We start from the raw sequence: 17,822 nt of genomic DNA, 5'->3' as shown, positions 1-17,822 counted from the left end.
AAGAATATGACTGGGCCCATTTACAAGGGGTGGTGGTGCATAATTTTTCACGCTACTCACTCAACACCACTATATTAATGGTGTGCAAACCAAATACCCATAAAACAATCGACCATATCTTGTTAGACCCATTACGTGCTGGCATAGGCAGTTATTTGGTTTGGGGTTGGGTTAATAACTTTATGTGCGCGAACAAATTAGCCGGTCTAAACGACGGCAAATACAAATGGGAACAAGAAACCCAATTTAAAGACAAAATTATTAAAGGACAAGGCTGGCCCGAATGGATGGTAGAAGCGTTTAATGCCACATCGCAAGAAGAGCTCGCTGAAATTAAACAGAAGCATCACATTAAGCATAACTAAGGTGAACAGATATTATTTTTTATGTGCATGTGAGAGCAGGAGAATAATAACCGCTTTGCCAAAAGCGGTACATTTGGTCTCGTTGGGTTTTAATTAGTTCATGGTATTGTCGGCTGCAAATAGCAAGGCTATTTATTGACATCAACCACAAATCGTCCTTTTATTTTTCCTGCTATCATTTTTTGAGCGATATCAGCACATTGATTTAGGGTAATGGTTTTACCAATGTAAGATAAACTTTGATTATCAAGATATTGTGATAATAGATTCCATGCTTCTAAGCGTTTGTGGTAATTGGCCATAACACTATCAATCCCTGCTAAGGTTATGCCACGTAATATAAATGGCGCAACAGTAGCTGGAAAATCCATACCTTGAGCAAGCCCACAACAAGCAACAAGACCATTATACTTTGTTTGTGCACAGATATTGGCTAATGTGTATGAACCAACGGTGTCTATTGCTCCAGACCATTGCTCTTTTTGTAGTGGTTTACCTGCTTTTTTTAATGTTTGACTATCAATAATATTAACTGCGCCAAGTTGTTGTAGGTAAGGTTTTTCATTCATTTTATTGGTGGATGCCGTGACTTGATAACCTAATTTAGTCAGTAAGGCGATAGCAATTGAACCAACACCGCCACTTGCACCTGTGACTAAAATCATGCCGTCTTGTGGTTTTATACCAAAATCCATAAGACGTTTTACACACAACGCTGCAGTATAACCAGCAGTGCCAATCACCATGGATTGATAAGGGGTAATATTTTTAGGTAAAGGGATAAGCCAGTCAGATTTTAAATAAGCATATTGAGCTAAACTTCCCCAATGGGTTTCTCCACATCCCCAACCATTTAATATAACGTTATCACCAGATTGGTAGCGACCGCTTGTACACTCGACAACTGTGCCAACTCCGTCAATACCGGGTACCATTGGCCACTGCCTAACAATAGGGCTTTTATGAGTTAAAGCTAGCGCATCTTTATAGTTAATACTTGAATAGGCCACTTTGATTAATGTATCGCCTTGTTGGGATAAAAGTTGTTGTTTGTTAATTGTTTTTAGTGAACAGCTAAAAACATTCATATCCTTTTTTTCTAAAATAATGGCGTTAAATGACATAGCTACCCCTTGTAAATTGGATCTGAAGCCTAGAGATCATTCAATAGGCTAAAAATATAAACATGATGATCTTGTGATCATCATGTTTTGTTGTGTAAAAGATGAAGTTAAAATGCTAAGTTTAAATTAAGGTTTATTTCTAATAACCAACTTGTTGCTATTAGAATTTATTAGCCTCTAACTATTTTTTTGCGAAGCAGATGAAACTGCGCCGATAAACACGACATCGCTTGAGGAGTTCAGCGCTGTTTCAACGGAATCTTGAATAACACCTATTGCAATACCAATTCCTATAACTTTGGCTGAAATTTCGTTAGGAATGCCAAACATACTGCATGCTACAGGTATAAGCAGCAATGAACCGCCTGCAATGCCTGATGCGCCACAAGCACAAATAGAGGAGATAATACACAATAATAATGCGGAATAGATATCAACCTGTATGCCTGCACTAGCTGGCATTGAGTTGACCGTTGCTAAAGTTAAAACCGTTATAGTTACAGCAGCACCCGACATATTAATGGCTGCGCCTAATGGTACAGCAACTGTATATGTATCTTTATCCATTTTATATTTTTTGCAGATTTCAATATTTACAGGAATATTCGCCGCAGAGCTACGCGTAAAGAAGGCAGGAATCGCACTTTCTTTTAATGATGTAAACACCAGTGGATAAGGGTTTTTACGCATGACTAAAAACGCTAATAATGGGTTAATCATTAAGGCAACAATCAGCATACAAGAAACCAATACAACCAATAAGTGTGCATATTTTAGTAATTCACCAAATCCTGTTTCTGCCAGTGTTGATGCAACTAAACCAAACACACCTAAAGGTGCAAAACGGATGATTATTCTTACAATAAATGAAATAGCATAGGATAGGTCATTCATCATAGTTTTGGTTGTTTCACTTGAGTGCCTGAGCGCTAAACCAATGCCAACACCCCAAATAATTAAGCCTATATAGTTTGCCTTTATAAGGGCATTAACTGGGTTGTCGATCATTTTTTCTAATAATGTTTTTAATACCGCTGATATGCCATTAGGTGGTGTTAGTGTCAAATTTTCCAATGTATCACCCAATGAAATCTGCGAAGGAAATAAAAAGCTTGCGATTGTCGCTAATAAAGCTGCTAGTACCATTCCTGCAAAATAAAGCATAATTAAGGGTTTTATATTCGCTTGTTTACCATGTTGATGATTTGATATGGAAGCAATGACTAAGATGAGAACCAAAATAGGGGCAACTGATTTTAACGCATTAATAAATAAGTCACCTAATAAAGACATATGTAATGCGGTTTCCTTTGATACCGCAGCAAGAATAATACCAAAGATTAAACCCAACATAATTTGCGGTATCAATCCTACTTTAAAGTATAAACGAACCAAAGGGTGAGATGGGCGAGACATAATATTTCCGTATTTATTAATCTAAAAGTGAGACAGTATCACACTTTAATATTATGTTTATACAAAATAATTAAAATTATAATGTTTTTTTATATATTGATTTAAATAATTATTAGGATTAATTATTAATCATTTTAGGATATATAAAAGATCGATTTTAAATTTGTTTAAGCAAAAATTGCATGTTATTTCTTAGAGCAAAGGATTATCCCCATCATAATTAAAATCGCACTTATTATATGAAACCAGCTTATACTTACATTCAAAAATATCATGCTAAATATCCCTCCTGAAAGTGGTATTAAATGAGTATAAATCTCACCACGTGTCGCACCAATTTCCATAATACCTTTATTCCAAAATAAGTAAGCCAGCCATGATGGAAAGAATATCAAATACAATAGACCTAAAATAAAATTAGATTGCCAATAAGGGCTAAAGTTTGTAACAGGAAAGAAAATAAAATAAAGAATGCAAATCGGTAATAATATTAATGCCCCTAGTAAAGAACTTACCGTTACAAATACATTATTGGGAATGGTTTTATCTTTTTTTCTTAAAAAAGAACAATAAAAAGCCCAGCTTATCGCTGACCCCATTGCCCATAAATCCCCTATGTTAAGGTTTTTTAGCATTTCTATGTGGTTCAAATCCCCCTTAAAGATTAAATAAATAACCCCTAAAGAACTTAATAAAACACCTAAAATATTATTTTTTGAAATATGCTCGTTAAACACCAGTTTGTTTATAGCCAATACCATTGCTGGTGTTGCAGACATATAAATAGCAGCATTTAAAGAGGTTGTGTATTGTAAACCGATATAAAGTGTAACGGGAAATAATACTTGCCCAAAAAGAGAGAGTAATAATGTGGATTTTATGGATTTTCTAATTCTGGAAAAATCATTGATAACTTGTTTGTGATATAACAAGAATAATAATAAGGCGGTTATAGCCCAGCGCCCCTCTGAAAGTACTATTGGGTCAGCGTTAGCCATTAGAATATGCCCAACTACATAATTACCGCCCCAAAAGCAAGCCGCTAATGTAAGTAACATATATGCCATATTTATTCCCTGCTTATGCAATTTGTATTGGATTTTGATTTTCTGATGTTAGCGTAGTTTGAATCATTGGATAGACTACACTAATTAGTACTCGTTTTATAAGGTCGTTGTTATGATAAATGAAAAATAAGAAGGAACCAACAATGACAAAGTATATTTCAAGAAGAGAAAACGTAATTTTACTCATGAGTTTAAAAAGATAAGGTAATGCGGTATCAAAGAGGTAAAAACATGTTGATGTAGTTGATCAGTGTGGGCTGACTAAATCAGCATTAGATAGGTAAATAAAGCCATACCAAAACAATGGTAGGTTTACCGCTCAAGATAATTGTAGTAGTCGAGATAATAATATCAGAATGCTCAACTTGTTTTGGGCGTAATTAGTCAAATTCCCATTAACTTAAAGTCGGTTAGGTTATTTCATTCTGATAGAGGAAATGAGTTTATCTTTGGCAGTTATCACCCTTTTCGTAAAAATAAAATGGAAATAGTCAGCAGTAAATAATTTAGTAAGTAGGCAACTAATACTATTTTTAATAGCGACTAATAAGAAAGAGTCATTGCCGTTTTAAGTGTATATGGTTTATTCTGATATTTAGTCAGTTTAATTTTGCTTTCAAATAATAATGCTATTTAATTATATCTCTTTATTCAGCTATTCAAATAGTTAGGTAAATTGATACGAGAAGTATTGGATAAATAATAGAGTAACAGGTAAGTAGATTGTATAAAAATCATCAATAAAAAATAAGAAATCACATGCTTTATTAGAAATATAAATCGGTATTATTTATCGGTAATTTTTGTGCATTGATAGGTGCGTTAAATTTGATAATTGGAGCGGGAAACGAGGTTCGAACTCGCGACCCCGACCTTGGCAAGGTCGTGCTCTACCAACTGAGCTATTCCCGCTTATTTGAATGCTTCATAAGAAGTGGTGAGCATTATACAAAAAATTCTTAACGTCGCAAGAATTTTTTTTAATTATTTTTTGCTTTTCCAGCTAAGTGATTCAATAAAACCAAAAATAAAAAGTCTAAGTGCTTTAAATTTGTCCTCTCTTTTTTCTTGGTTGGTCATAGTGGAATATAACATCCATGCTTGTAAGCCATGGGTAATAGCAAAAATTAGCAAGCCAACATAAGCAACAACATTAGCCGGGCTTGGGAAAGGATGAATTAAATTAAATAATAAAAATAGCCAAACAAAAGAATAGAAAATCTTACCGAATAATATGAACATTATATATTGTCTCGAATAAATAAATAACTTTGAACTTGACCTGCTGCCTTTTCGCGGTGCAAATGCCAGTTAGTGGGGATGTAACTTGTTACATTATGAGTGAGTTCGGTTTCAATGTAGATATAAGAAGACGGTTTTAACCAGTTGTTACCTTCTAGTTGGCTTACTGTTTTTTCAACTAGTGATTGATGAAAAGGCGGATCAATAAATATAATATCAAACTGTTTTTGTGCTGGTTTATTTAGCCATGTTAATGTATCGGTATGGTAAATATCAATAGCATGACTAGCTATAAGCTGTTTATTTTTAGTGAGTAGGTTTGCAACTTGTTTGTCTTTTTCAAGTAGTGTAACGCTTTTAGCTCCACGTGAAGCGGCTTCGAATCCTAGTGAACCACTGCCAGAAAAGCAATCTAGGCAGTCACTATCATGTATGACAGGCATTAGCCAGTTAAACAGCGTTTCTTTGACCCGATCAGTTGTTGGGCGCAAGCCTTGTTTGTCAAGTACTGACAGTTTACGCCCACGCCATTTTCCACCAATTATTCTTATTGAACCATTCATTATAAATCCTTTCTTAGAATAGCTCTGATGTATTACCGTCCGAATCTGTCACTTCAGTGCCAACTTCTTTAGTTGCATAATGTGTCGGTTCGGTACCTTTAATAAAATATTCTGACATGGTATCAGCTCCAGATTGTGGTAATAATCCTGTTTTTTGATCTATAGTTACGGTAATAACATTTTCAGGTTTTATATCTTCTTTTACCGGTACATCTTTTAAAGCAATTTTCATGTAATCAACCCAAACAGGATTAGCCGTATTTGCACCACCTTCGGCACGGAAGGTTCGCCCTAGTTCACGACGGTGATCATCAAATCCCATCCAAACAGTAGTGACAATGTTGCCCCCATATCCAGAAAACCATACATCTTTTGAAGCATTAGTTGTACCTGTTTTTCCTCCAACATCTTTTCGGCCTAAAGCTTTAGCACGCCATGCGGTGCCTTGCCAACCTGGACCGCCAAACACGGTTGTTCGTAAGCCATCTTTCATAATAAATGCGATATCACTACTTATGGTATGTGGGGCATATTTTGTTGCAGTATTCTTGTCAGAGGTATTATTAATTTTAGGTAATATTAAATCATCGTCTGATTTTAAGTTCCCTTGTTCTGGCTCTTCGTTATCAGATTCATTAGCAATATCTTCGACATTACCAAGTGATATTGGTGTTGAATCTGTTGCAATAGGATCGTCAATGCAGTCATGGCAAGCAATCAATGGTTGGTGCTGATAAATAATGCTGTTATCATTGCTGTTTTCGATTCGTTCTATTAAATAAGGTGTGATTAAATAGCCGCCGTTAGCAATAACCGAATAGGCTCTTGCAACCTGCAGTGGTGTAAACGATGCAGAACCTAAAGCTAAAGATTCATTATGCGAAATGTTTTCTTTTGGGAATCCAAATCGTTCTAAATAAGTCGCTGCATAATCTATTCCAATAGCACGTAAAGCTCGCACCATCATGACATTTTTAGACATACCTAAACCAATTCTTAAACGTAATGGACCTTCATATGTGGGAGGTGAATTTTTAGGGCGCCAAGTTTCGCTTCCGGCTGTGCGCACAATGGGGGCATCATTAAGCAACGTTGCCATGGTTAAGCCTTTTTCTAGTGTTGCTGTGTAAATAAATGGCTTAATATTTGAACCTAATTGACGAAGTGCTTGTGTGGCTCGGTTGAATTTACTTAAATTAAAATCATATCCCCCAATAATCGCTTTAATCGCACCGTCATCTGAATTTAGTGATACCAATGCTGCATTAACGCCCGGAATTTGTGCAAGCTCCCAAATATCTGCAGGTTTTTTAACCCAAATAAGTTGCCCTGCTTTTAATGTGTCAGAAACTTTTTTTGGAAAATCACCTTGTCTATTATCACTAATATATGGTCGAGCCCACTTCATGCCTTCGAACGAAATTACAATGTGGCTTTTGTCTGTTAATACCGCAGTTGCTTCTTTATCTGTGGCTTTTAAAACTACAGCAGGGCACATACTGTTGTAACACATATATTTACTTAAAATTTGGTGGATTTGTTCATTATCCCATGGCGTTTCATTATTTTTCCATAGTATTTTTTCTGCACCACGATAACCATGTCTAATGTCATAATCGATAATGTGTTTTTGTACAGATTGGTTTGCTGCTAGCTGATCCTGTTTTGTTATTGTTGTGTATACTTTATAGCCATCAGTATAGGCATTTTCGCCAAATTTTTCGAACATATATTGTCGTGCCATTTCTGCTACATAAGGCGCCGAAAATTCGATTTGTGGAGCATGATAGCTTACATTTAATGGTTTTTGGATAGCTTCCTTATATTGTGCTTGGGTGATGTACGATTGATCTAACATTCGACTTAATACCCAATTACGTCTTGTTAGTGCTCGATTAGGGTGAGAAATTGGGTTAAATGCAGAAGGCGCATTTGGTAAGCCCGCTAGTAATGCTGCTTCATCAATCGTTAACTGATCAGGCGTTTTACCGAAAAAAGTGTAAGAAGCAGAGGCTATACCATAAGCCCTTGAGCCAAAGTTGATCATGTTTAAGTAAAGTTCCATGATTTCATTCTTTGATAATTCTTTTTCCATACGAATTGCTAAAATCATTTCTCTAACTTTTCGAGAAATGCTTTTTTCAGGTGTTAAAAAAAAGTTTTTAGCAACTTGCTGCGTTATGGTGCTGCCGCCTTGCGAAAAACCTTTTTGTTTTACTCCAATATACATGGCACGAATGATACCGATTAAATCAATGCCAAAATGTTCGTGAAAGCGCGAATCTTCGGTAGCAATAACTGCATTAACAACTATTTGAGGCATTTGGTTATATTTTAGTGGCGTGCGTCGACGCTCACCAAAAATAGCAATTAATTCACCATCTTTACTTAATACTTGTAATGGTGTTTGTAATTGCACATCTTTTAGAGTAGTTACATCTGGTAAATCTTTTGAATAATAGGCATAACCAACTATACTAATGATTAAGCCACATAGAAAGCAACCAGCAAAAAATTTAAGTAGAAATTTTAATACTCTAATAAACATCACAATTAATTCCTAACCAATTCAGTTAAGGCATAAAGCAACAATACCAATAAACTTTTTTGCCTGTAAGATTTCAATATTTTTAAGTCGATGAGTATATACTAATTTTAGGAAATTGGGCAAAATAAAAAGCGGTTATTACTTGTTTTTTAGTATCAAATTAGTATGTAAAGCTGCAAATTAAAATAGTTGCAACCTAATGAATTCAAAGCTCTTTTCTGACATTTGAATATAAAAAAGAGTAAAACGGCTAGAAAAATGAGTTTTTTGGAAATTAATGTCACTATAAAATAAAAATTTTAGCCAGATTGTTAAGTAATACTTTTATAATTTTTGTGTATTATCTCACAAATTTTTACTAATGCTAAAATAATTTCTTTTTCGGCATGCAATAATTGATTTTTATTCTTGCTGAATAATTGTTATGTGGAGTACAAGGCTCAGTCAATCTTATTTGCAGTTGGTGTTATCATCAAGCTTTTATCTGTTTTTAATTTTAATAAGCTTAATTTTATTTGCCGATACGACGTTAAATTCATATACCTTTATTGTTATGCCTTTATTAATTGTTGAATGGTGGCGTAGTATTTGTTATTGCCAAATGATAAAAGGGGAATTAGCAATTTTTCATCATATACGCCAGATCTATTGGTATAATCAACGTTGGTACTTAGTACGTAAACCGTTAATATTTCGTTATGTTGTAATCTTAAATTTGAGGTCACGCCGTAACAGCCAACGGCGTACGCTTTTTTTAATGTTTGATAGTATTTCCCCTGACGATTGGCGAACACTGCGTTATTATTTATATCAAATTGAATTTAATAGCATGGTTTAATGACTAAGCAATCATTATGTTATCAATGCGTTTTTTTTATCCAATACCGATAAGGTTTAGATTCAATTTGTGAATTAAGCAGTTCATGATCCATGTGTCTACAAAAACTTGGAATGTCACGCGTTGTGGCCATGTCATCGGCAATAACATAAAGAACTTGCCCTATAGCAAGTTCTCTTATTGTTTTTCGAACTAACATGATTGGTTCAGGACAACGTAACCCTATAGTATTGAGTTCTTTATCTGCATTCATATTCATATAATAATATGTGTTAATGGTTTATAGAAAAAGTTTTTCTAAATAGTGTGGCACGGCATCATCTGCATTTGAACCGATAATTTCTAGCTCAGGTAATTTTTCTTTTAAATCTGTGCTAGCGTTTTGCATTATACAGCCTTTACCGACCATTTTTAACATTTCATAATCGTTCATACCATCACCAAAGGCAACGCTGTTTTGTAAGCCAAAACCTAGTTTTTCAACGACGTTCTTTAGGGCGCTGCCTTTAGAAACATTTTCACCCATGACTTCAAGACAGTTTAAAGATGAAAAGGCAATACTTACCTGATTTCCATATTTTTCATCGAGTCGATTTTTTAACTTAATTAAGTGTGGATGAAGATCGTAATCACAAGTTGTGAAATAAATTTTTGCTACATCATCTGTTTCAAAATCAAGTGGATTAAAAAACTCATATGAAAATTGTGAGTCTTTATGAAAGCTTAAAGAATAGGTATCTTCTTTGTTAATTAACCAGTGATCGCCGCGATAAATGTGTGTGTATACTAATGGATCGTCAATACATTCTTTAGCAATTTCACTAGCTAATGCTGGTTTTATATTTCGGCTAAAAATTAAGTTTCCTACACTATCATGTACTCTTGCGCCATTTGAGGTTATCATAAAAGCATCTATTTCCATATTTTCTCTCATTTGACTGACATCAATATGATGTCGCCCTGTTGCAAAAATAAAATGAATGTCTTTTTTGCGCAATGCCTGTAGGATTTTTTTTGTATAAGGCGATAAGCTATGTTCAGGCGTTAACAAAGTGCCATCAAGATCTGAAGCTACTACATTAAACATATTATTCTCTATATTGTGAAAAAATGATCGATAAACAGTACCGAAAATTAGGTGCGGACTGTAAACATAAATTTAAGAGCTATCTTAAGGTATGATACAACTCTGTCGAAATTTACTCAACTAATTGTGGCGTTATAAAAATCACTAATTCTCTTTTCTGTTGCTTTTTATTCTTATATTGAAATAGGTGACCTAGAATGGGTATTTGACTTATACCAGGTACATTATGAGCAATTTGGTTATTTATTTGGTGAAAAATCCCACCCAGCACAATTGTTTCACCACTTTTTACATGTACTTGTGTTTTTATTTCTTGAGTATCAATTGCAAGCGCTTCTCCGCCATCTCTACGTTTAATTGATCGTCCAGCCGTGTTTTGGGTAATATAAAGATTTAATATCATTTCATTATTAGTAAGTATTTTAGGGGTGACTTCTAAACCGAGCACCGCTTGTTTAAATTCAATGGATGTTGCACCATTATTTCCACTAGAAACTTCATAAGGAATTTCTGTTCCTTGTTTAATTGATGCCATATTTTGATTAGCGGTAAGTAAATTAGGACTAGCAATAATTTCAAGCTGATTTTCTGCCTCGAGTGCAGATAATTCTAATTTAAGTAAATTGCCTGAAATTTTAGCTAGATTAAATCCTGCTGTTGTGGCTGGATTAGTTACATCCAATCCGATAGCAAGGTTGTCTAAAACTTGAGAAGATTTTCCTGAATATCCCCATTTTATACCAAGTTCGGACAGGCTTTCTTCATTCATATTAACAATGTGAGCAGAAATATGTATTTGCGGTATTGGTTTATCAAGTGTTTGAATAAGCTTTTTTATATCATTTAATTGTTTGGATGAATCGGTAATGATTATTGAGTTTGTTCGTTTATCGATTGTGGCTTTGCCTTGTTCTGATAATAATTCTTGTTGTTGAATTGTTTCAAGCAATTGGGAAGGATCAGTATGATTCACTGCTATAGCAATTGAATCTAAAGAGAGTTTTTTTTGTTGTTCTAGTTTTTCAATTTGTTGTTTTTGATATAAACGTTCAGGATCAGCTGCTTTGGATATTAATAAAATATTGTCATCAATTTCAGCTTGTAAATTGGCTAAATTTAATATAATTGTTAAAGCTTTGTGCCAATCGACATTTTCGAGTTTGATTGTTTGCTTAATGGATAATTCTTCTGTCATGACTAAGTTCATCTGTTTACTGCTTGCTAAAGAACGCAAAATAATAGCAATATCAGTTTGATAAAAGTTTAGTGAAATTAAATCTGGCTGATTTAAATTTGACATTTTATTGTTGCTTGCTCTACTTAAATTAGTGCTAATAATTAATATGATAAATATAGTTAGTGTGCAGTGTATTATTATTCTTAAGCTTATATTTTGAATTTTCATTATTGGTGTATACCTCAGGGTTAAATAGTGTTATGGTTCATTTAGTGATATTGTCCATGAAATGCTTTCTTGACAGTATTGAGGTAACATTGCTTGAAAGATTATTTTATCGTTTAATAAAGAATGGATTTGCCAAGGTAACAATATGTTAGGATCCATATCCCCTAGAATATCCAACCATTCATTTTGAGATGCTAACCAAATTTGCTGATAATTTTTATCGTTATGTTTTATATGCCCTTTATATTGCCAAGTTTGTATTTGGTTAAATAAGGTGTTTTTTTGTTCATGGCATGAAGTTTGATATTGTGGGTAAAAGGGATCGCGTATTATTTTTTGTTCGGCGTAAACATTAAAATAGCTGATTGAAACAGATACCAGTCCAATGTATAGATAGTTTTTCATGCTATTTCCTTTTTCAATACTAACGTAAATGATATCTTTAAATAATTATCTTCTTGATAGATATCTAAATTCTTAAAATCCAGATAAAAATAATTTTCATTAAAGTAGGTGATCAAATTAATTAGATTATTAAATTGACCATATAATTCAATATCCCAATTTGCTGTGTTTTCCATTTGGTAATGTTTGAAAGACCCCAGAGTTAAATGATTTTTTTTAATTGCTTTTGCAAAATCCTGTTCTGATATGAGAATGAAAGGTTTATCTGTTTGATATCTTGCAAGCTGTGCTTTTAATTGTTCAATATTTTGATTGTTTGCATAAAATAACATGGTCTTTTGATGTACTTGATTAGCAAGATCATTAATAAAAAATAGATAGCCAATGGCAAATATCGCTAACGTACTTAAAAAACAGAGGCAGTATTGTTGCCAAAGTGGTCTATAAAAAAAATCACTGTTCATTTAGTTCAATATCCATTTCAAACAAAAAATTATTTTTGTTAGCCAATATAGCTTGAATTTGGCTTTTTTTAATGCTTTCTTGTTTTGATACTCGTTTTTTGAAATTAGTAATTTCGAGATAGCTAAAACTATATCCTTTTATTGAAATTTTATTTTTGACAAAATTAAATGATTCTAGCCAACTACCAATAGGTAGCTGTTCAGAAAGTATTAATAATGATTGGTAAATTTGCTTTTGACTTGAAGATGATATAGGAAGGTAATTAGATAATTTTTTTCTTAATTGTTTCTCAATAGTTTGTTGTTCGGCTATTTTAAAAACATAATAATTAAGTTTGTTTTGTTCCTGTATCCATATATAAAAAAATAAACTGCATAAAACCACGATAAAGCTGGCAATTGTGAATATGAGTTGTAATTTTTGTTTTTTTTGTTTTTCTTGCCTCCATGGCAAAAAATTTAATTTATTATCACTGGTTAAGTAACCAATGAAACTTAGTAATAGATTATATTTTTCAAAAAGTTTAATCCAGTTATCGATAAAATGACGCTCACATATTGCAACATTTATTTGTTTTTGATTAGATGAATAGCTAAAATCAAAATATACATTTTTAGATGATAATTGAAATAATTTGTAAATTGATGCTTCAACATATAAAGCGATTTCGTTTAGTTGAATTTTAATTTTAGGTAAAGGTAGTTGTTGCATTTGGATATAAGTGTTATCCAAATGAAGTTCAAAAATAGCATATTGTGAAACACTTTTTTTTAATTTTTTTATCAGTAATTCAATTTCAGAAAAATATTGGTAATGATACTCAATCATGGAGTTATGGTCAGTTAAAGCCTCTTTTTTCTTCGTATGTAGGATTTTATAACGTAAAAATTTGGGTTCAATATAGATGATGACTCGACATTTTTTTATTTTCATAATTAATGATCTTTTAATTAGCCCAGAAATATTGTTTGATAATAGTCATTTTTACCATTGTTAAAATTAACAAAAAGGATTTTTTGAGAGCTATCACGCAAAAAATGTTTAAAATTAAATCGAACGGGGGCAATTTGGCAGAAAAATAAAAAAAAGGGTTGACTGAAATGAGGTGTGGCTTATAATGCACAGCCACACGGTAAGGGTGATTAGCTCAGTTGGGAGAGCACCTCCCTTACAAGGAGGGGGTCACTGGTTCGAACCCGGTATCACCCACCAATCTTTACCGTGATGTTTCGTTTATGAAGCATTTGGGGTGATTAGCTCAGTTGGGAGAGCACCTCCCTTACAAGGAGGGGGTCACTGGTTCGAACCCGGTATCACCCACCATCTGTAGATGGGTCGTTAGCTCAGTCGGTAGAGCAGCGGACTTTTAATCCGTTGGTCGAGCGTTCGAATCGCTCACGACCCACCATTTCTTAAAAATTAAATCATCAAGATATAACTTAAAAAAGACAAAATAATGACAGCGTTGTCGTTCAAGAAATTCGCCAGGAATGAATTTGAACAAGGCACATTGTTGGTTTCGAAAGGCTAAGGTATATCATGTGCTTTATAATTAAGCTCAAGCCTATCATGTTTCCAAAATTAAATCGTTAAGATATAGCTTAATAAAAAGTAAAGTGATTGGAAGTATGGCTGTGTTTACTTTTGTTGATGCTGTTGTGTTACATGAGTTATAAAATCGGATTGAAATATTCTAAAATTACTTAAGTGTCGTTTAGGTTTGCCCACTTTATGTTTACCATTATTTTAGATAGTTATATCAATGGGATAAAGTGTGCCCATATTGCGTAGTGGCTATCAAACGATAAAATAATAAAACTTTATTTTTTTAGCATAAAGATGATTAATATCATAATGATAATTAGCTATGCAATTTTAAGGGAATACTTTAAGAAAAGATTGTCGATATGTAACGATATATATACACTTTTATTATTAAAATATGTTATGCTTGCTCAAAGGTAATTTTTGTTGATGAATGTTGGTAAAAGGAAAATACAATGGCAGAAGAAACTATTTTTAGTAAGATTATTCGAAGAGAAGTTCCCGCTGATATCGTTTTTCATGATGACAAAGTTACTGCGTTTCGAGATATTTCTCCCCAAGCTCCAATCCATATTTTAATTATTCCTAATAAACTTATCCCTACGATTAACGATATTACTGAAGAAGATGAGACCATGCTTGGGCATATGGTGACTGTGGCAGCTAAAATCGCTAAGCAAGAAGGTATTGATGAAACTGGTTATCGTTTAATTATGAATTGTAATAAAGATGCAGGGCAAGAGGTTTTCCACATTCATATGCATTTGTTAGGCGGAAAAAATTTAGGTCGATTAGTCGGGTAATTTTAGTATGAATAAAATTAAACAGTTATTAGTTATAAATTTGCTTGTCGTTTTATTAGGTGGATGCCACCTTATCTCAAACACTGAAAAGGCTGAGGTGAGTTCTTCTGTTGATGTGATTCAACCAACTGAATCAGTGGTTGAACAACCACCACAGTTTACCAAAAAAGTTGATTGGTATGCCATATTATCACCATATGTACAACAATTATTACAATCATCTCCAGTATATGAGGGTAATAATGTCATATTGATAAGTGATATTCAAAATAGAAGTGGTGATTATCTTGCTAATAATCAAGTTGATGATACATTGCATCAACTCATGGATAAGCAAAATACGTTTATTGTTGCTGATAAAAAATCAATAATTCTAGCTAAACAGACTTTAGGCATTTCATCAGATGACAAGTTAGTATCGCGTAGTAAGATGATTGGTTTAGCTAAATCAATGAATGCTGGTTATGTATTATTCACTACGATTTATAAGACGCCAAGTGATGAAAATAATGCAGATCTTTCAATGGAATTGCTTGCCACTCAAAGTGGGGAAATTTTAAAGAGAATTACGTCTAAAGATTTTCTTCAAACTCAAGATGAAAATCCAAATCAAAGTGTAGAGTTTGAGGAAAATAAATAATGGGACCATTATTGATTGATTTCGAAGGTAAATCACTTTCTTTCGAAGATAAAAAGCTTTTGCAAAACCCACTAGTTGCAGGAGTGATTCTTTTTAGTCGTAATTACCAAGATCCTGCTCAATTAACCGATTTGATAAAAGAGATTCGTGCCGCATCTTCAAAACGTCTATTAATTTCAGTTGATCATGAAGGTGGGCGTGTTCAACGTTTTAAAAATGGATTCACAGCCATTCCTCCAGCTCAATCTTTTGCTGCAGTTAATGAGCTTGAACAAGCTAAGTCATTAGCATTTGATGCTGGCTGGTTACTTGCTATGGAGTTAATGGCTTTTGATATTGATCTTAGTTATGCACCTGTTTTAGATTTAGGTCATGATTGTTTAGCTATTGGTACGCGTTCATTTCATTATGATGTTAATATTGCTTATCAGATCTCATCAGCTATGATTGATGGTATGCATGCTGCAGGAATGAAAACAACGGGAAAACATTTTCCTGGTCATGGTCATGTTATTGCCGATTCACATAAAGAAACTCCAGTTGATCACCGTGAAAAATCGTTAATTAATAATGATATGCAGATATTTGCTAAACTTATTTCTGATAAAAAACTTGATGCAATTATGCCAGCACATGTTATTTATTCTAATTTTGATGATAAGCCTGCAAGTGGATCTCCTTATTGGCTGAAAACAATATTACGTGAGAAGTTAGGTTTTCACGGTATTATTTTTTCGGATGATTTATCTATGGAAGGAGCTTCAGTCATGGGGAATCATGCCGAGCGCGCTAAAACAGCTTTATTGGCAGGTTGTGATCTACTTTTGGCTTGTAATAACCGGTTAGCTACATTAGCTATTTTAGAACAGCTTGCTATACTCGATAGAGCTAAACCTTTAAGAAATGATAAAGCAAACTTATTACTTAAAAAGTCACATATATCTTATTCTCAATTAGTAAAAAGCCATGATTGGCAGCGCAGTCATGATAATTTAATGAAGCTTAATGATAAGTGGGCAGAATATAATGCAAGTAGCAATAATTGAAATTGATAATAGTTGTAATTTGGTTGCATATAACCAAACTGCAAAAGAATTATTTGCACCTAATTTATTAAAGGTAAATCAATCCATTGACTATCGGGAATTGTTTAACCTGAATGATACTATTTGTTTAGAAAAACAAGATGACACAATTATTGTGTTAGATGCGCAATACTTTTTGTTACAGCAAGTCAAAGTAGCCTTAAAAACACTTTATATTTTGCAACCTATTGAGTATTTAAAAAAACGTTTGTCAAAAATTGATGTTGTTGATTGCCAAGCTTTTGATATTTTTGCGACCAGAAGTAATGTTATGCAAAAGTTGATAGATAAGGCTAAAGCTTTTTCGATGCAACGTGAGCCTTTATTGATCTCAGGTGAAACCGGAACTGGTAAGGATTTATTAGCCAATGCTTGCCATTTATATAGCCCTCGAGGAGATCAAACTTTTTTAGCATTAAACTGTGCAGCTATGCCAGATGATGTTGTTGAAAGTGAATTGTATGGTCATGCAGCGGGGGCTTATCCTGGCGTGCTTGAAAGCAAAAAAGGATTTTTTGAACAAGCAAATGGTGGTTCAGTATTACTTGATGGCATTGATGAAATGTCGTTTCAAATGCAAACAAAATTGTTGCGTTTTATTAATGACGGTTATTTTCGCCGTGTCGGTGATGATAATGAAGTTTATGTGGATGTACGTATTATTTGTGCAACAAAAGCTGATTTGGCTGTGTTAGTTGAGCAGGGTAAATTTAGAAAAGATCTGTATTATCGACTTAATGTACTATCACTTAATTTACCTTCATTGCAAGAACGTAAGGAAGATATTCCACTACTTATTCATATGGTTGTTGTTGAATTTGCAAATAAGCAAGGCGTTATCCCACCATTAGTTGATAATGATGTGATTGATTATTTGTCACGGTATTCATGGCCAGGTAATGTAAGGCAACTTAAAAATATTCTTTATTCTTCGTTAGCTCAGTTAACCTCGTCTGAATTAACAGTGAAAGATATTATTTTACCATCCTCAACGAAAACACAATTGCCATGGATAGATGATATCGAAAATAAAACTCTTGATGAAATGACTAAACAATTTGAAAAAGAGATTTTATTGCGGCTTTACGATAAATTCCCAAGTTCACGAAAACTAGCCAAAAGGCTTGGCGTTTCGCATACAGCGATTGCCAATAAATTAAGGGATTATCGAGTAAGGCGATGATTATATAAAACAAGTGAGCAATATTCGCTTGCTTTGTACTT

At 33.5% G+C, this 17,822-nt stretch carries 18 protein-coding genes and 4 tRNA genes; 9 read left to right on the top strand and 13 right to left on the bottom strand.

Annotated elements, in window-relative coordinates; translation table 11 throughout:
- On the top strand, positions 1-365 hold a 365-nt coding region (locus tag A9G34_RS06660), incomplete at its 5' end, for a DUF6708 domain-containing protein (RefSeq protein WP_218055689.1).
- A 128-nt stretch (positions 366-493) separates the two neighbouring features.
- Here the strand turns inward: A9G34_RS06660 and acuI are convergent.
- The 7 genes from acuI to A9G34_RS06625 all read right to left on the bottom strand — a co-directional run bounded on the left by acuI (position 494) and on the right by A9G34_RS06625 (position 8,319).
- Entirely contained in the window at positions 494-1,489 is a 996-nt protein-coding gene (acuI, locus tag A9G34_RS06655) for an acrylyl-CoA reductase (NADPH) (protein ID WP_034943414.1), read from the bottom strand.
- Positions 1,490-1,666: 177 nt separating this feature from the next.
- Complete coding sequence (gene sstT, locus A9G34_RS06650) at positions 1,667-2,908, bottom strand: serine/threonine transporter SstT (protein WP_065569257.1); 1,242 nt, start codon at positions 2,906-2,908, stop codon at positions 1,667-1,669.
- Positions 2,909-3,090: 182 nt separating this feature from the next.
- Positions 3,091-3,972 carry a DMT family transporter gene (locus A9G34_RS06645; protein WP_065569256.1) on the bottom strand — a complete coding sequence of 294 codons (882 nt, stop codon included), beginning with the start codon at positions 3,970-3,972 and terminating at the stop codon, positions 3,091-3,093.
- A gap of 836 nt (positions 3,973-4,808) precedes the next feature.
- Positions 4,809-4,884, bottom strand: a tRNA-Gly gene (locus A9G34_RS06640).
- 72 nt (positions 4,885-4,956) lie between these two features.
- A complete protein-coding gene (locus A9G34_RS06635; RefSeq protein WP_080715842.1) occupies positions 4,957-5,214 on the bottom strand; it encodes a DUF1145 domain-containing protein in 258 nt (85 codons plus the stop codon).
- Positions 5,214-5,777: a 16S rRNA (guanine(966)-N(2))-methyltransferase RsmD gene (rsmD, locus tag A9G34_RS06630; protein WP_034943406.1), complete on the bottom strand. Its 564-nt coding sequence runs from the start codon at positions 5,775-5,777 to the stop codon at positions 5,214-5,216. The genes A9G34_RS06635 and rsmD overlap by 1 nt, the downstream gene beginning before the upstream one ends.
- Before the next feature lie 13 nt (positions 5,778-5,790).
- The gene (locus tag A9G34_RS06625) at positions 5,791-8,319 is read right to left on the bottom strand and encodes a PBP1A family penicillin-binding protein (protein WP_034944630.1); all 2,529 of its coding nucleotides are present in this window, start codon (positions 8,317-8,319) and stop codon (positions 5,791-5,793) included.
- A 430-nt stretch (positions 8,320-8,749) separates the two neighbouring features.
- Here A9G34_RS06625 and A9G34_RS06620 point away from each other — a divergent pair, with 430 nt between their 5' ends.
- Positions 8,750-9,163: a protein YgfX gene (locus A9G34_RS06620; protein WP_080715841.1), complete on the top strand. Its 414-nt coding sequence runs from the start codon at positions 8,750-8,752 to the stop codon at positions 9,161-9,163.
- Between the two features lie 22 nt (positions 9,164-9,185).
- Here the strand turns inward: A9G34_RS06620 and tusA are convergent, their stop codons facing one another.
- From tusA to A9G34_RS06590, 6 genes are all read right to left on the bottom strand, one after another.
- Positions 9,186-9,422 (bottom strand): sulfurtransferase TusA, encoded by a 237-nt coding sequence (gene tusA / locus A9G34_RS06615; protein WP_065569255.1) that lies wholly within the window; start codon positions 9,420-9,422, stop codon positions 9,186-9,188.
- Positions 9,423-9,443: 21 nt separating this feature from the next.
- A complete protein-coding gene (locus tag A9G34_RS06610; protein WP_034943399.1) occupies positions 9,444-10,250 on the bottom strand; it encodes a Cof-type HAD-IIB family hydrolase in 807 nt (268 codons plus the stop codon).
- 112 nt (positions 10,251-10,362) lie between these two features.
- The gene (locus A9G34_RS06605) at positions 10,363-11,550 is read right to left on the bottom strand and encodes a secretin N-terminal domain-containing protein (RefSeq protein ID WP_051825004.1); all 1,188 of its coding nucleotides are present in this window, start codon (positions 11,548-11,550) and stop codon (positions 10,363-10,365) included.
- Between the two features lie 135 nt (positions 11,551-11,685).
- Positions 11,686-12,060, bottom strand: coding sequence for a hypothetical protein (locus A9G34_RS06600; protein WP_065569254.1), 375 nt, complete (start codon positions 12,058-12,060; stop codon positions 11,686-11,688).
- Positions 12,057-12,524 (bottom strand): hypothetical protein, encoded by a 468-nt coding sequence (locus A9G34_RS06595; protein WP_065569253.1) that lies wholly within the window; start codon positions 12,522-12,524, stop codon positions 12,057-12,059. Before A9G34_RS06595 ends, A9G34_RS06600 begins: the two co-directional genes overlap by 4 nt.
- Positions 12,514-13,458 carry a PilN domain-containing protein gene (locus A9G34_RS06590; RefSeq protein WP_065576035.1) on the bottom strand — a complete coding sequence of 315 codons (945 nt, stop codon included), beginning with the start codon at positions 13,456-13,458 and terminating at the stop codon, positions 12,514-12,516. Before A9G34_RS06590 ends, A9G34_RS06595 begins: the two co-directional genes overlap by 11 nt.
- Before the next feature lie 203 nt (positions 13,459-13,661).
- On the opposite strand from A9G34_RS06590, the gene A9G34_RS06585 reads away from it, so the two are divergent.
- From A9G34_RS06585 to A9G34_RS06555, 7 genes are all read left to right on the top strand, one after another.
- Positions 13,662-13,737: transfer RNA gene (locus A9G34_RS06585), tRNA-Val, on the top strand.
- Between the two features lie 35 nt (positions 13,738-13,772).
- A tRNA-Val gene (locus A9G34_RS06580) sits at positions 13,773-13,848 on the top strand.
- Positions 13,849-13,857: 9 nt separating this feature from the next.
- Positions 13,858-13,933, top strand: a tRNA-Lys gene (locus A9G34_RS06575).
- 592 nt (positions 13,934-14,525) lie between these two features.
- Positions 14,526-14,873 carry an HIT domain-containing protein gene (locus A9G34_RS06570; protein WP_034943390.1) on the top strand — a complete coding sequence of 116 codons (348 nt, stop codon included), beginning with the start codon at positions 14,526-14,528 and terminating at the stop codon, positions 14,871-14,873.
- Positions 14,874-14,880: 7 nt separating this feature from the next.
- Positions 14,881-15,513: a hypothetical protein gene (locus tag A9G34_RS06565; protein ID WP_034943387.1), complete on the top strand. Its 633-nt coding sequence runs from the start codon at positions 14,881-14,883 to the stop codon at positions 15,511-15,513.
- On the top strand, positions 15,513-16,559 hold the full coding sequence (gene nagZ / locus A9G34_RS06560) for a beta-N-acetylhexosaminidase (protein WP_065569252.1): 1,047 nt from the start codon (positions 15,513-15,515) through the stop codon (positions 16,557-16,559). The genes A9G34_RS06565 and nagZ overlap by 1 nt, the downstream gene beginning before the upstream one ends.
- On the top strand, positions 16,540-17,781 hold the full coding sequence (locus tag A9G34_RS06555; protein ID WP_065569251.1) for a sigma 54-interacting transcriptional regulator: 1,242 nt from the start codon (positions 16,540-16,542) through the stop codon (positions 17,779-17,781). Before nagZ ends, A9G34_RS06555 begins: the two co-directional genes overlap by 20 nt.
- Positions 17,782-17,822 lie beyond the last annotated feature (41 nt).

Source organism: Gilliamella sp. Choc4-2, assembly GCF_001690355.1.
GTDB classification, from domain to species: Bacteria; Pseudomonadota; Gammaproteobacteria; order Enterobacterales; family Orbaceae; genus Gilliamella; species Gilliamella apicola_A.
This window is presented reverse-complemented; position numbering and strand designations above follow the sequence as displayed.